Annotated in this window: 14 protein-coding genes; 5 read left to right on the forward strand and 9 right to left on the reverse strand. The window is 61.0% G+C overall.

The genetic code is table 11. The features are described 5' to 3' along the window. Positions 1 to 335: 335 nt before the first annotated feature. The 6 genes from EEB12_RS16300 to EEB12_RS16325 all read right to left on the reverse strand — a co-directional run bounded on the left by EEB12_RS16300 (position 336) and on the right by EEB12_RS16325 (position 6385). Positions 336 to 1319 (reverse strand): NAD(P)H-dependent flavin oxidoreductase, encoded by a 984-nt coding sequence (locus EEB12_RS16300; RefSeq protein WP_021346084.1) that lies wholly within the window; start codon positions 1317 to 1319, stop codon positions 336 to 338. An 80-nt stretch (positions 1320 to 1399) separates the two neighbouring features. Beyond that, entirely contained in the window at positions 1400 to 2536 is a 1137-nt protein-coding gene (locus tag EEB12_RS16305; protein WP_021333240.1) for a CaiB/BaiF CoA transferase family protein, read from the reverse strand. Then, positions 2533 to 3630 (reverse strand): hypothetical protein, encoded by a 1098-nt coding sequence (locus tag EEB12_RS16310; protein ID WP_133727376.1) that lies wholly within the window; start codon positions 3628 to 3630, stop codon positions 2533 to 2535. The genes EEB12_RS16305 and EEB12_RS16310 overlap by 4 nt, the downstream gene beginning before the upstream one ends. A gap of 50 nt (positions 3631 to 3680) precedes the next feature. Further along, positions 3681 to 4637, reverse strand: a complete 957-nt coding sequence (locus tag EEB12_RS16315; protein WP_080910228.1) for an ABC transporter substrate-binding protein — start codon at positions 4635 to 4637, stop codon at positions 3681 to 3683. Positions 4638 to 4727: 90 nt separating this feature from the next. Beyond that, positions 4728 to 5501: an ABC transporter ATP-binding protein gene (locus tag EEB12_RS16320; protein WP_020971337.1), complete on the reverse strand. Its 774-nt coding sequence runs from the start codon at positions 5499 to 5501 to the stop codon at positions 4728 to 4730. A gap of 11 nt (positions 5502 to 5512) precedes the next feature. Further along, positions 5513 to 6385, reverse strand: a complete 873-nt coding sequence (locus tag EEB12_RS16325) for an ABC transporter permease (protein WP_021333244.1) — start codon at positions 6383 to 6385, stop codon at positions 5513 to 5515. A 233-nt stretch (positions 6386 to 6618) separates the two neighbouring features. Here EEB12_RS16325 and EEB12_RS16330 point away from each other — a divergent pair, with 233 nt between their 5' ends. The 3 genes from EEB12_RS16330 (at position 6619) to EEB12_RS16340 (ending at position 9478) form a co-directional block, all read left to right on the forward strand. Further along, a complete protein-coding gene (locus EEB12_RS16330; protein ID WP_141488117.1) occupies positions 6619 to 7509 on the forward strand; it encodes a LysR family transcriptional regulator in 891 nt (296 codons plus the stop codon). After that, positions 7506 to 8432, forward strand: a complete 927-nt coding sequence (locus EEB12_RS16335) for a LysR family transcriptional regulator (RefSeq protein WP_029256680.1) — start codon at positions 7506 to 7508, stop codon at positions 8430 to 8432. The genes EEB12_RS16330 and EEB12_RS16335 overlap by 4 nt, the downstream gene beginning before the upstream one ends. A gap of 185 nt (positions 8433 to 8617) precedes the next feature. Beyond that, the gene (locus EEB12_RS16340; RefSeq protein WP_020971333.1) at positions 8618 to 9478 is read left to right on the forward strand and encodes an alpha/beta hydrolase family protein; all 861 of its coding nucleotides are present in this window, start codon (positions 8618 to 8620) and stop codon (positions 9476 to 9478) included. Positions 9479 to 9541: 63 nt separating this feature from the next. Here EEB12_RS16340 and EEB12_RS16345 read toward each other — a convergent pair whose 3' ends face one another. Together EEB12_RS16345 and EEB12_RS16350 are read right to left on the reverse strand one after the other, a co-directional pair. Next, positions 9542 to 10030, reverse strand: a complete 489-nt coding sequence (locus tag EEB12_RS16345) for a hypothetical protein (RefSeq protein ID WP_141488118.1) — start codon at positions 10028 to 10030, stop codon at positions 9542 to 9544. A gap of 68 nt (positions 10031 to 10098) precedes the next feature. Further along, a complete protein-coding gene (locus tag EEB12_RS16350; protein WP_141488119.1) occupies positions 10099 to 10998 on the reverse strand; it encodes a LysR family transcriptional regulator in 900 nt (299 codons plus the stop codon). A gap of 119 nt (positions 10999 to 11117) precedes the next feature. Here EEB12_RS16350 and EEB12_RS16355 point away from each other — a divergent pair, with 119 nt between their 5' ends. Then, positions 11118 to 12344: an MFS transporter gene (locus EEB12_RS16355; RefSeq protein WP_141488120.1), complete on the forward strand. Its 1227-nt coding sequence runs from the start codon at positions 11118 to 11120 to the stop codon at positions 12342 to 12344. A 38-nt stretch (positions 12345 to 12382) separates the two neighbouring features. After that, on the forward strand, positions 12383 to 13825 hold the full coding sequence (locus EEB12_RS16360) for an amidase (protein ID WP_141488121.1): 1443 nt from the start codon (positions 12383 to 12385) through the stop codon (positions 13823 to 13825). 22 nt (positions 13826 to 13847) lie between these two features. On the opposite strand, the gene EEB12_RS16365 is transcribed toward EEB12_RS16360, so the two are convergent. Further along, positions 13848 to 14264 (reverse strand): VOC family protein, encoded by a 417-nt coding sequence (locus tag EEB12_RS16365; RefSeq protein WP_141488122.1) that lies wholly within the window; start codon positions 14262 to 14264, stop codon positions 13848 to 13850. Positions 14265 to 14386 lie beyond the last annotated feature (122 nt).

Genomic DNA, 14386 nt, shown 5'->3' on the forward strand with positions numbered 1-14386 from the left:
TGCTGTGGGCCGACGGTGATGTTTTGGTAGCCCCATGGCCACAACATCGAGTAGATCGTGTTCGGTGCCGATCGAAATCCTTGCGGTTGTCACTCTGATGACCGCAAGCAATTCGGAGTACACCTCCTTTCCTCGTCCTGACGTCAATGATCGTCCGGATGCACCCGAAACGATCGAACGGCGATGACAAGCCGCGAGGCGATCCGGAAGAGCTCACCGTCACCGCACGACGCATCGAGGACGAGGTATCGGCGGCATGCGGGTCGGCGAGCGCAACGGCAGCGATCATGCGCGCAGGACTGGCCGACTGTAGCGCTCAGCGGGTTCGGACAGCGTCAGGCGCTGACAGGATCCAGGAGGCCGGTAAGCCGTCCGGCAATCAGTGCTTCGGACTCTGCGACAATACGTTCCACCAATTCACCCACAGTGGGGACGTCGTGAATCAGTCCTTGCACAGTCCCCGCCGTCCAGATGCCAGCCTCCGGGTCGCCGCTGTCGAACACCGCTCTGCCTCGCGCACCGGCAACAAGATGTCGAACGTCTTCGAATTTGCCACCACTGGAGAGAATTTCGACAACTTCTTGGCTGATGCTGTTGCGTGCTACGCGAGCGGTATTGCGCAGTGACCTGAAAATCAGCTCGGTGTCCACCTCGGAGGCAGCAACTATCGCCTCTTTGATGTTGCGGTGAATCGGGGACTCCTCGGTACACATGAACCGAGTGCCCATGTTGATGCCGTCGGCGCCAAGCGCCAGGGCGGCCACTAATCCCCGCGCATCGGCAAATCCACCGGACGCGATCATGGGAATGCTGATCCGCTCTGCTGCTGCAGCGATGAGAACGAGACCAGGTACGTCGTCTTCCCCTGGATGCCCGGCGCATTCGAACCCGTCGATGCTGATGCCGTCGACGCCGAGGGCCTGGGCTTTGACCGCGTGGCGGACGCTGGTGCACTTGTGGAGGACCTTGATGCCGGCGGCGTGAAAGTGCGGCAGATGGGGTGCGGGAGAAGATCCGGCTGTCTCGACGACTTTCACTCCGCAGTCGATGATCACGTTGCGATACTCATCGTAAGGCGGAGGTGTGATCGTCGGGAGGATTGTGAGATTGACTCCGAACGGTTGGTCGGTGAGCTCGCGCGTGCGGGAAATTTCTCGGGCAAGATCGTCAGGCGTCGGCTGTGTCAGAGCAGTGAGCATGCCGAGCGCGCCGGCGTTTGCAACTGCCGCTACGAGTTCTGCTCTCCCCACCCACTGCATGCCGCCCTGGACGATGGGGTGACGAACTCCGAACGTCTCGGTAAATGCGGTTGTCAGCACTGGACATCTCCTCGATGATGCATGGATATCGGTTTGTCAGTTACGTTGTTGCCAAGTGGTTTTCGGCCAGAGTGACGCATTCAGCCCATCGACGACGCCCACTCGTTCAAGGCCGGGACCTGCGAGGGATCAGTTCGTGCCATCGGAGGTTCGGCGCGATAGGGCATGGCAGGCGTCAAATATTGCTCGCCACGTTCGTTGGTGCCGGGGATGAAGGTACGGTTCGCAATCACATCGTCGGCGCAGATTACCTGGTCGTAGTCACGCACAAGCGCTGCAACCACTCCGGCTGCGGTGAGATGCTCTACCGCCTCAGCGGCGCTGCGGTGGCACAGCTGCTTCTCGATCGTGGCGACGAGGACTGCACGGTTTTCCACGCGCAGTGTGTTGGTAGAGAACCGCGGGTCGTCGGCCAACTCTGGTAAGTCGATCGCCTTGCACAGTTCGATCCAGGCTCGTGGTTGGTAGCCGCTGATCACCAGCTCGCCATCGACGGCACGAAAGACGTCTGCGGCAGGTGCGACGCTTGGTTGTCCGTTCCCTTTGCGGCTCATAGACTTTCCTGATACTTGCCACTCGATCCAGTTGGCGGTCTGCAAGTGGATTGCGACGTCGAGCAGGGAAACTCGGACAGAGGAGCCCTTGCCGGTGCGATCGCGCCGCAGTAGCGCTGCCAGTACCGCTTGGGCGACGACGTAGCTCGTTGCATGATCTATGACCGGTGCGCCCACACGCTGTGGCGGGCCCTCCGCCTCACCCGTCACCGACATCAGTCCGCTCTCTGCTTGCGCAGCGATGTCGAGCCCGGCGCGGGTGGCGGACGGGCCCTCCGCCCCGTACCCGCTCACCGATACGCTGATGATTTCCGGTCGCAGACGTTGGAGTTCGGCAGAGGAGAATCCCAGTCGATCAAGCGTTCCCGGGCGCAGATTGTGCAGCAAGATGTCGCTCGACGCGATCAAATCCCGAGCTCGCTGCAGATCGGCGGAGTCTTTGAGGTCGAGGCAGATTGAACGCTTTCCACGGTTGTACCCGTAGAAGATGCCGCGTGCGTAATCGGCGTCGATTTGTCGGGCCGGTTCACCGCCAGGGGGCTCGAGCTTGATGACCTCGGCGCCGAGATCGGACAACTGCTGCCCGGCGCTGGGTATTGCGATCAGTTGACCGATCTCCACTACTCGGACACCTGCCAACGGCAGGTCTACTTCGTGGGTCATCGAATGATCTCCACATGAGGCGAAGTGACATCCTCAGCAGGTTCCAGGCAGCGCGCCAACAGGATGCCTTCGGTGTGGTTGCAGGGGTTCAATCGATTTCTGTCACCTTCTGCTCCCCCGATGCGGATTGTCACGGTTCCATCGTCATTGCGCTCGAAGTGTGCGTCGTTGAGGTTGACGGTGTGGTCGCGGTACTCGAAGGACTCGAACCAGTGGTTATACAGCATCACTCCGAAGTAGGTGCAGTCCGGGAGAGTAAATGTAATATCCACGGCAGTAGCGTCTTTCAGTGACCACCAGCCGGCAATGTATTGGTTGGAGCTGGTGCCGTAGAAGTCTCCCCACCCTCGTTGCTCCGAGGTCACGCGAATCTCGTTGGGAGACTGACTGAGTGTTTCGATGAGCTGAAGACTGCGTCGAAGGCTCACGTCCATGCCACGAGCAAGTTTCGTGAGGCGCTGGGCCAGCCACGCCGTGTCGAGTTCGGGGCGTGCACCAGGCGGCGGACCGAGGCGCTCGATGTGGAGAACGGGATCGATCTCCGCGTTACGCGTCTTGTGATACACACGCACTACAACGTCGAAGCAGCGCTCATCCAGCCGAATGCCGCTGCGCCCCTCCAGCTCTTGTGCGACGAAGATCTCGAAGTTGCCGTCCGCGTCACACACCTTGTCGTCGATGACGATGTTGTCGGCGACCCGGTCGGTCCCAGACGCACCGACGCGATTGGCGAGGACGGCGACGTACGGCACTGTGCCACGGTTACCGTGAATACGGTATGTCTCGTTGGGGTCGATCATCGCAGTCCAGTAGTCGACGTCGATGCCGTCTCCCCAGAACTTTCGCATCGGTGACATCAGAGTGAAGAGTTCAGGTCGGAGCACGTCTTGGCGTTCGATATTCATCTCGGCGAGGTATCCGAACAGGCGAAGTGCGTGCCGTACGCCTTCGGCGCTGTCCAGCGGCGATCCTGTGGCGGCAGCTGTCGAACCGAATGTCGCAAGGCTGTCGGTGACTGCAGACCAAGCCTCGGTGAGCTGCCGGCGATCGTGCTGGGACTCGGATTGTGTTGACTGGTCAGCGAGTTGTGTCATCGTTTCTTCTCTTTCGTAGTAGACGAACTGGATTGTGTATGGGGCGTTGGTCAGCAGAGGGGGTCGAAAGGAACGTCTGCGTCGGACTTGCCCGAGGTCTGGTTGTTCACCCATCTGACGTTCTGGGTCCATCGGTCGGCCGAAATCTGCACAGGCCAGAGGCTCTTCTGTGAAGCCCACACCTGGTTGGCTTTGTCAGCAGGAACATTCATTCGCTCGGTGAGAAGTTGAGCTCCTGCTTGCTCGTTTGCAGGATCGGCTATCCACCCTGCTGCGGCCTCGAGCGCCGCACACACGGGGGCAGCAGCATCGGATTCAGCGAATGTGGCTGTCGTGACGAGCACCGTGCCCAGGCCGTATGAACTCACGCCGTCAGAGGCCACCGGGTCTACTTCTGTAATCGCCGTCATCGGTATTCCTTGAGCATCGAATACGGCCTGGCTGGCAGCGGTGAGAACGGCGGCATCTATGTCGCCCTTTCGTGCGAGTGGTATCTGACTCGCGGTGGGTGCCGCTGCGATGAATTGCACCGTGGATGCGTCGATGTTTCGTTCTGCGAGAAGCTGATTGACGAATTGCTCGGCTGCGCCGCCACGTGACGGTATGGCGATCCGCTTGCCGGGCAAATCCTCGATGGTGGTGATGCCGCTGTCTTTCGTCACGGCGATGGCAAGATCGATCGACCCGTACGGGGACAGTGGCCGCAGACTCTGCCCTTGCTCTATGGCCGGAACGACGGTTCCGGGTGCTCCGACCGCGAGATCGGTTGTACCGCCGATGAGACCGCTGATGAGTTCGGGCCCGTTCTTTCCGTCGATGAGCTCGACGTGGAGGCCTTCCTTGTCGAACATTCCTTGTTGGACGGCGACGTAGACAGGTAGGGACAAAGCACTCGCAGGGTAGACCCCGATGGCGACGCTACCGTCGTTCGGACGCCCTCCCCCTCCACACGCGGAAAGCAGTAGGGACGCTGCAATGACTGTGCCGACAAAAGGTCGAAGTTTCATGGGATTCCTGTTCCTTGATGGCTGGGCGCATCAGAAATCAAGCTGAGTTGGCTGGGCACATCAGTAATCAAGCTGAGTTGGCGGGGCACATCAGTGGTCGAGCTGACCACGCAGCCGGTTGAAGATTTCGATGTATCGAGGTTCGGCGGTGAGGGTTTCGAGTTCGCGGGGGCGCTCGATGTCAATGCTGACGTCGTCGATCACCCGGCCGGCCCCGAGCAGCAGAACGCGGTCGGAGAGACAGATGGCTTCGCCGAGGTCGTGGGTTACGAAGATGACCGTCCGGCCTACCTGGGATTGCCAAAGCTCGAGGAATTCTCGCTGTACTTCGACTCGGGTCTGCGCATCGAGGGCGGCAAACGGTTCGTCCATCAACAAGATGTCCGGATCCAGAGCCCACGTTCGGGCCAACGCGACACGCTGGCGCATCCCTTGGGAGAGTTGCCAAGTCCACAGCCGTGACGCCTCGGACATTTGAACGGCCGCAAGCCAGCGCGCGGATTGAGTTCGTCTCTCCGCCTTGGGTACTCCCCTCAATTCGAGACCGTACTCCACGTTCTTCTGCGCTGTTCGCCACGGGAACAGCGCATCTCGGGCCATCATGAAGCCCATCCGAGAACGAGCGTCGAATGGCGTTGTGCCGAGGACCTCGGTCTTCCCTTCTGTTGCGTCCACCAATCCAGCGAGCGCGTTGAGCAGGGTGGTCTTGCCGCAACCACTCCTGCCGACCAGGCTCACGAACTGTCCGCGAGGGATTGTGAGGTCGAGATTATCGACCACAGTTTTCGCCGACCCGTCGGGCGAGGGGAAGGATATCGTCAGTCCGTCGAGTTGGACTGCGGGTGTAATCACGTTGGTATCCATGATGATTCCTGTCATCGTCGAGCCGGGGGCTGCCACCGAAGGAGGTAGCGCTCGGCGAAGTTCATGGCCTGGTTGAGGACGACTGCGACGATTGCGAGAAGTATGAGGATCGCGTAGACCGCTTCCATCCGGAACTGGGCCGAGTAGATCGACACAAGCTGGCCCAGCCCGTCCCGTGACGAGATCAGTTCAGAACCCACGACGCCAAGCAGTGAATAGATCAGCCCCAACCGAAGACCGGCAAAAATGCCAGGTGTCGCGACGGGGAGGAGAATGTGCCAGAACACCTGTGTCTTACTGGCATTCAGGACAGTGGAAAGTCGGAGCCATTCGTCGTCCACTGACTTCACACCGGCTCGTGCACTCGAGCAGACGATGAAGAAGACGAGTGTGAACGCGAGAGCGACCTTCGCCGTCATCGTGATCCCGAAGATGACGATAAGCAGAGGTGCCAGCGCAAGACGTGGCATGGCATTCGCCGCATCCAGAAACGGACTCATGATGCGTTCGAGGGTCGGAAGTAGTCCGAGAGAGAGCCCTACCGCCACCCCGACCGCGCTAGCGAGGATCCAAGCGATCACGACGGCAGCCATCGTGGCACGCAAGTTCGTCGAAATCTCCCCCGACTGCACTGCTGCGGTGAAGTAGTTCCAGGCTTCGCCTGGCGTTTTGGCCAGAACTGGTTCGATCCAACCTTGCGATGCGACGAGCTGCCACGCTCCGAGTAGGACCAAAAGCAGTGCGGCCTGGGCCAGTCGTACCCCGATGGTGCGTCGCGTGCCGGATCGACGCTGTCGAGCGGGCTTCGGCTCAGAGCGTGCCCGACTCGCGGAACGGGGTGACGTAGCACCGGATGGCGAACTTGCGGTGATGGTTTCGGTCATTTCGGCGCCTTCTCCGTAGTGCTCACAGGCGGCGATAGGTGCTCGACAAAAGCAGACGGGTGCGTCTGGTCGAAGCTCCCCGGGTTGTTGCTCACTGCGTTCATATGTGAAGCAGATCACGGGATTCTTCTTCCCGTCTACGCCACATTCGAGAGGTATGCCATAGGGTTTACCTATGGCTGACGGGCGCAGAATCGGGCGCGCACGCGGACTTCCATGAGAAGGGAATCCCAATGGACCGGCGTCATCTGGAATACTTTCTCGCCCTTGCTGATCGGGGCAGCATTTCCGCTGCTGCTCGCGGACTGGGGGTCAGCCAGCCGACAATCTCGGAGGCTCTCGCCAGAATGGAGAAAGAGTGCGGCCTGACGCTCGTCCGCCGTGGCTCGCGGGGAGTCACCCTGACCGACGCTGGACGCGATCTGACAGGTCCGGCGGCCCAAGTACTTCGGGCATACCGGGATTTGGATCACGCTTTGCATCCATTGAACGTCGTGCAGCGGGGTCGGCTGACGGTCGTATGTCCACGAACATTGGCGCGTGATCCGGCGGCCACGGCCCTCGGTGCGTTCAAAAGCAAGTTTCCCAATGTTGCGGTGACGATGCTCAGCAACGACACCGACGGAATCGGAACGGTGGTCGCCTCGGGTCAGGCTGATATAGGCCTCGGGGTGGACGAGGTGTTCGACGAGGGTGTTGAACGTATCCTTCTCGGCCGGCAACGAATCGTTGCGCTGGTGCCCGCCGCACGAAGTGAAGGCGAGGGGGTAGCGGCGTTGACGGATCTGTTGCGAATCGGATTGATCGCCAGCCCGCGTGACGATGTCACTCGGCGCCTGTTGGCGGAACGCTTGGGCGAAGGCACTGTGGACGGGGCGGTGGTTGCGGAGACTATCTCTGTGGCCTCGATGATCCCACTTGTACGCGCGGGAGTCGGCGTCGCCTTCCTTCCCGAATCTGTCGCCGATACAGTCGGAGAAGGTGTGGTGCTGTGTCGTACTCGGCCCCCGCTCACTCGTGATATCTGGATGTTCCACGGTTCGACGCCATCGCCTGCGGCACAAGCGTTTATCGAGACGACCAGCCGATTACGTGACGAAGGTGGAATGGGGAACGCCGGATGAGCAACTTCGGAGAGTCCGCGCCCCCGCGAATCGATCCGCGGCAGCTACAAGACTTCCTCGCGGTCGTCGAACACGGCAGTATCACGGCAGCAGCGGCAAACCAGTTCACAGGAACATCGAGCGTCTCTCAATCAATTGCGCGACTCGAAAGACGCGTCGGAGGACGACTTTTCAATCGGGGCCGGGCCGGCGCGACGCTGACTGCGCGCGGACGGAATCTCATTGATCCAGCACGCGAAGCGCTGGCCGCGCTCGACCGATTAGTGGTCGAGCGCGAGTTCTTACTGTCAGCAGTCCCCCACCTCAGTGTTGCCACGACAGCGAGCCTTGCGGACGATCCGACAGCGGTGCTGCTCGGAGCGCTGCGCTCGGAGGTGCCGAACCTGAGAATCACCATCTCGGTTCCGCCGGGGTCATCTGTGGCCGATGCGCTTCACCCGGTCATGGCCGGCACCGCTGACGTGGCAATAATGGAGTCCCCGCCCACCGGCGTTCCCGGGACTCGAATGGTGCGCCTTCCGGACCACAAGTTGCGCCTTGTCTGCCCGCCCGGCACCCCGCCACCGGTGGGCGGGGTATTCATCGGCGAGGACCTCATGCGCATCGGCTTGGTCGTCGCACCGCGGTTCGAAACTTCCGATGTCTATCGCCATCTGCGTTCGATCGAACCGCGAATCGACCACGCCTTCGTGATGAGGTCACAGCATCGCGATGCCTTCGCGGATTTCGCATACGAAGGGATCGGTGCTGTCATCCTCGAACTCTCCAGTGCTGAGCGAGCATCCGAACGGGGCTGCACTGTGGGCGAGATACTCGAACTGCCGCCACGGACGATCGCAGCCGTGGCAAAGGACGGCCAGAACACGCAGGTCGTCGAACATTTCCTACGGCTGTGTGCCGAGCAATCGGCGCGGAAGCTGTAGGCGGAGTCGATCTCTCTGGGACTTTGCGTATTCGCGACGGCTGCTCATACGCCGAGAACGATGATTTTTGTCTACAGACACAACACTTCTGGGATAGTCCGTTTCCTGGGACAAAGCCGACGGGTTGCCTTCCCGTGAATATGTAATACACGTCATTCCGGATCAACTTCGAAAGGTTGACTTTCATGCGAAAGTCTCTGAAACATTTCGTGAATGCTGCAGCGGCGGTTGCGTTGTGCGCGACGCTAGGACTCACGGGCGCAACCGGAACAGCGGCTGCCGATACGCCCGGCATCCCGAGCGTCGGGCACGACTGGGCGAGTGCAGGGCCGTACACGCCGAATGTCTCGATCGGGTTGGTACACACTCTGTACTACCCGCGCCAGCTCGGCGCGCGCGGCGAGAAGCACCCTGTTGTGATCTGGGGGAACGGGACCGGTGTGCTCCCCGGTGCGTACACCTCCTTGTTGCGCCACTACGCCAGCCACGGATTCATCGTGGTCGCCGCCAATACACCGGCAAGCAACTTCGCCATCACCATGCGGTCGGGAATCGACCTCATCGCGGACAAGGCGGCCAGCCCGTCGAGCGTCTTCTACGGCAAAGTCGACCTGGAACACATTGGTGCGGTGGGGCACTCGCAGGGTGGGTCTGCGGCGATCAATGCGGCGATCGACGACCGCGTCGACACCGCCGTCGCGATCCAGCCTGGCCCGCTCAATGATGTCGATCTCATCGACGAGCCGGTTCTCTATCTGGCCGGCCAGGCCGACGCAATCGTTTGGCCGGCGATCGTGCGGGCGATGTACGAGGACGCAGACCACGTGCCTGCCGAGTATCTGGAACTGCGCGGCGCCACGCACTTCGGTACGGCGATCAACGGCGGCGATATGCGCGGGCCGAGCACGGCGTGGCTGCGGTACTGGCTACTCGACGATCCGAACGCCCGCACCGAGTTCTTCGGAGCGAGCTGTGGATACTGCACTGACACCCAGCAGTTCTCCGACTTCGACCGCAACGATCTGGCCATGCAGATCCCGGGGTGACGGTCAGATCTGGAGTTGTCGAAGACGAACAGCCTTCCAATCAGGTCGGCGGAGTCGCAAAGCTCAGATGACGACGTAGCCGTACATCCGTTCGCCCTGAGCCACAGCTCTGGTCGCTAGTTCGGCGAAGGCGGTCAGGAACGGCACTGAGTCCTCCGACGGTTTACTCGTCTCGTCGATCGCCCAGGCCGCCGCAGTGGCGGCGACACCTTCAGCGTTCAATTCCGCTAGGGCATCGCGTAATTCGTCGGTAACCGTGAGCACGAGGGTGTCGCCGTCGTCGCTCATTGCGACGAGTTTCCCGCAGCGTGGACCTTTTGCGACTTCGTCGTAGGGGCGAGCGGTGAGGGCTGCTTCCAGTCGGCCGAGCGCGACAACTGGATCGACGCCTTTCGCCTGCAGAACTGGAGTCCCACTCGCAGCCAACTGGATCCGCGGGCGAGAAGCTGCGTTCGCCTCCATCGCCTCTGGTTCCAAGTCGACGAGTCCCTCGAGGGCAGAGGTGGCATGCTCATCCGTGCGCGCGGTGAAGTAGTCGGTGATCGCAGACATGGCGCGATCATCTCACACACGATGCATCCCAATGCCCCGGAGTCCTTCCGCGACTTGGCTGATCGCCGTCAGGCGGGGCAGGAGTGTGCTTCCTCGATCGCCTTCGCGAAAGCGCGAAGTCGTGGGCTTTCGAGATCGGTACGCCACACGAGACCCAAAGCAGATTCGGGTAATCCGTTGATCGGTACGAATGTGATGTCCGAGCGCTGGCTGTATGTAGCGGTTGCTGCGCAGAGGATGAGGCCGACCTGACTGAATGCGACCTGCGACAGGCCTTCCTGAACGGTGCTCGCCCCACCCTGCGCGGGAATCGTGGCTCCGCCTGGCGTCGTGCTCGGGGAATTCACACGCTGCCAATAGTCGGGGGCGGGGCCGGTGATGGGTACGAGACAGATCTGCGCCAACTGCTCGGCGTCGATCACGCCCAGTTCACTGAACGGGTGATGGACTGAGACGGCCAGGGTCTGGGGCTGTCGAGAAAAGACGAGCCCGGTTGTCAGCTCGGGCTCATCTACGGGGAGAAGTGCCACTGCCGCATCGATTCGCCCGGCGAGTACATCACTGAACGGATCACCCAGGGGTAATTCTTTGATGGTCACGCAAGTTTGCGGATGTTGTATCTCGAAGCGAGAGACAGCAGCCGCGATCGAATCGTAAATTGCTCCTTGGAAACCCACCCGAAGCGGCGTCGGCATGTTGCGTGCTCGTGACTGAGCGTCCTCGATTACTCCGACAAGCGCACGATGCGCGGGAGCCAACGACGCAAGAAACTCGGCACCGAATTCAGTCAGGTGTACGCGGCGACTGGTGCGCGCTACCAGGCTGGTGCCGATACGGCGCTCCAACCCGCTGATCAGCTGACTGACTCGGCCCTGGGAGATGAACAGTCGTTCGCCGGTGCGACCGAAGTGCAGTTCTTCAGCGAGAACGAGGAAACACTCGATCTCACGCATCGGAGGCTCCGACATTTTCACTCCGACCTTCGACTCATTCGACCACTCCATCATGGCTCATCGATGAATTGAGCTAATGGTTGGATGAGCGATTCGCCGTTGATCCTTGGGCGTGCGGGAGCTTCTCTGGTTACATGCCACATTCCGCGCCCGGGCAGAACAGCCCCGCGCCCACGTCCTCAACCCACGAACACACCATCGAGAACCACTGGGCTGCGGTCGCCCTGATCGCAGCGTCCACCTTCATCGTTGTCGCGGCAGAGATGATGCCGGTCGGGCTACTCACCCCGATCGGTGCTGACCTGGTGGAAAGCGAAGGGACCATCGGGCTCTCACTGGCCATTACCGGATTGGTGGCAGCGGCCACTGCCTCGTTCGTGCCCATCGTGACCCGGCGCTTCGATCGTCGGTCGACGCTTATCGTTCTGATGCTTGTAGTCGCCGCGGCGAACGCCCTCACGGCTCTCGCACCAAGCTTCGCTGTACTCGCTGTTGCTCGCGTCCTACTCGGTGTGAGCATGGGCGGAGTCTGGGCACTCGCCGCTAGCCTGGCACCCAAATTGGTGGGTTCCAGATCCGTCGGGTTGGCGACCACGATCATCTTCAGCGGAATCGCGGTTGCCTCAGTTCTCGGTGTCCCTGCAGGGACGTATATCGGAGCAGCGGCCGGGTGGAGCGTGGCATTCTGGACTCTCAGCTGCGCCGCGACGCTGATCGCGCTCGCCATGTTCGCTGTCCTACCCGTGATGCCAGCTGATCAAGCTTTGTCGCTCGGGAGTCTCGCGGTGGCTTTTCGGAACCCGGGAGTCCGGGTCGGAATCGCGATTACCGCGCTCATCGTCACCGCTCATTTCGCGGCGTACACCTATGTGCGTCCGGGGCTGGAGTTCTTCGCAGGATTGCACCCTGCGCAGATCGGCACGATGCTCTTGATCTACGGGGCTCTGGGCGTTGTCGGCAACTTCATAGCCGGGCCATCTGCCACCAAGTCGCCGAAGACTGTGGTCGTCATCCTCAGTGCGGGAGTAGCGATCACCCTTGCCCTGTTCCCGATCTCGGCTACTACCTTGATCACAGCTGCTCTGTTCATGGCGGCTTGGGGCCTCTTCTACGGTGGTGTATCGGTGAGTACTCAAACATGGATCGCACAAGCCACTCCCGTTCACCGAGAGGCCGCTGCGGCTCTGTGGGTTGCAGTCTTCAATGCAAGCATCGCCCTCGGCGCGTTCGCGGGTGGACGCATTCATGACCACTCCGGTTCCGAAACGGTCTTCTGGATAGCCGCGGGAATCGCCACTCTCGCAATGCTGCTCGCCACATTCCGCAATCCCGTCGCGGCAAAGCACGAACTGACAACCTAGCCGCCTACACAAACCTTCATAGAGGCAGGACCACAGATATGCGCCAGACACCCGTTTCAACCTTCATGGATGTGACCGAGATGCTCGAACGCTACCGGGACAAATCGCTGTCGCCGGTGGAGGTGCTCGAGTCCACCATCGAACGTATCGAGGCGCTCAACCCGACCTTGAATGCAGTGGGACACACTTTCTTCGATACTGCACGGGTACAAGCGAAGTCAGCGGAACGCCACTACGCCCGCGGTTCGGATGTCAGCCTTCCGCTCGCCGGTGTTCCCGTTGTGGTGAAAGAGGATGAACCGGTACAAGGCCAACCGTGGACTCAAGGGTCCAAGGTCTATGAGGACTTGATCGCCACCCACACTTCGACTTTCGTGCAGCGGATCGTCGACGCCGGTGCCATCGTCCACGCGCGATCGACGGCACCCGAATTCTCCTCGGCCGCGTTCACACAGTCCGAGTTGTGGGGCGTCACTCGCAATCCGTGGAACACGAAATACTCCTCCGGCGGGTCTTCCGGTGGATCGGCAGTCGCACTTGCCACCGGTATGACGCACTTGGCTACCGGTTCCGATGTTGCAGGATCGATCCGAACTCCGTCGTCTCTCAACGGAATTGTCGGGTTCAAGCCACCGCACGGCCGTGTCCCCGTCGATCCGCCCTTCAATCTCGATCGCTACTGCCACTGCGGTCCGATGGCTCGCACCGTAAGTGATTGCCTCACAATGCAGTCGGTCATCGCGGGACCGACTTCCACTGACATTGCCTCGCATGTGCCGGCATCGCCGCTGCCCGGCCTCGCAACGCATTCGTTGACAGGAATGCGTATCGCCGTGATCCCGGCGTTGGGTGACTGGCCGGTTGATCCGGACGTTGCCGCCAACACCGCCAAGTTGGTGGACACCCTCACTGCGCTGGGCGCACGCGCGGAGATCATCGAAGTCGACCTGTCACGCGCTGCAATCATGCGTGCGGCCGCCATTCACTACGATCACGTGTTCGGTGCATCGATCTCCGCCGAAGCGTCCGCGCACCCCGACAAGGTCACGGAGTACGCGAAGGAATTCGCCCGATGGGCACGCCGCACCCGTGGTGACGCGACTTTCCTCGACGGACTCGCGATCGAAGCCGAACCGTATTCGTCGATCGGATCCCTGTTCGACACCTATGACGCGTTGATCACTCCGGCAGTGGTGACCGACGGCTTTCTTGCCGGCGATGACTACGTCGGGCACGGAATCAATGTGGCTGGAACAGAATTGGGATTCTATCTCGAGGCCGTACCGGCCATCACCTTCAACATCCTGAGCAACTGCCCGGTGCTGACAATCCCCACCGGTTTCGCTCGGAACGGAATCCCTACCGGTACACAGATAGTTACGCGGCCGTACGACGACCACACGGCCTTTGCCATAGGGCTCGCCCTCGAGGAGGTTCTGCCCTATCCCGGCAATCACCCGGACTGCCAGGCCTTCTCGTGAGAATCTCGGGCAGGCGGGTGAATCACGCCACACAGAATTCGTTGCCCTCTGGGTCGGCCATGCGCACATGGTGACCTTCGAATCTTTCCAATTCTGAGGCGCCCGCGCGTAGTAGTCGTTCGACCTCGCGAAGGATTGTCGCCCACTTCTCAACTGGGGTCCCGTCTCCGGATACCCGGAGATCGAGATGCAATCGGTTCTTGGCGACCTTGGATTCAGGAACCTGTAGTAGACAGAGTCGGGGAGCCACTCCGAGCGGGTGGTGCAACCAAGCGCCGCCCATCCCGTCGCCTTCGTCGTCGAAAGTGGCCAGCCACTCCTCCCGGGTCGAAAAAGGCTGCGGTGGTGGCTCATCGACGTATCCAGCGGCTATCTTCCAAAACGTAGCCAAGCGGTCGGGGTCTGTGCAATCCATCGTCAGATCGACTCGAGTGCGCATCTGTCGATGTTAACGCCCAAGACAATCGAGTGTCGGGAGGTAGGAAGCTTGCGGCATTCTTCGGAACCAAGATACTCGCCGCTATTTCCGCGTGCGACGTGGGCAGTCCACCGGTCCGTCGG

This window comes from Rhodococcus sp. WS1, assembly GCF_003797745.1.
Lineage (GTDB): Bacteria > Actinomycetota > Actinomycetes > Mycobacteriales > Mycobacteriaceae > Rhodococcus_F > Rhodococcus_F erythropolis.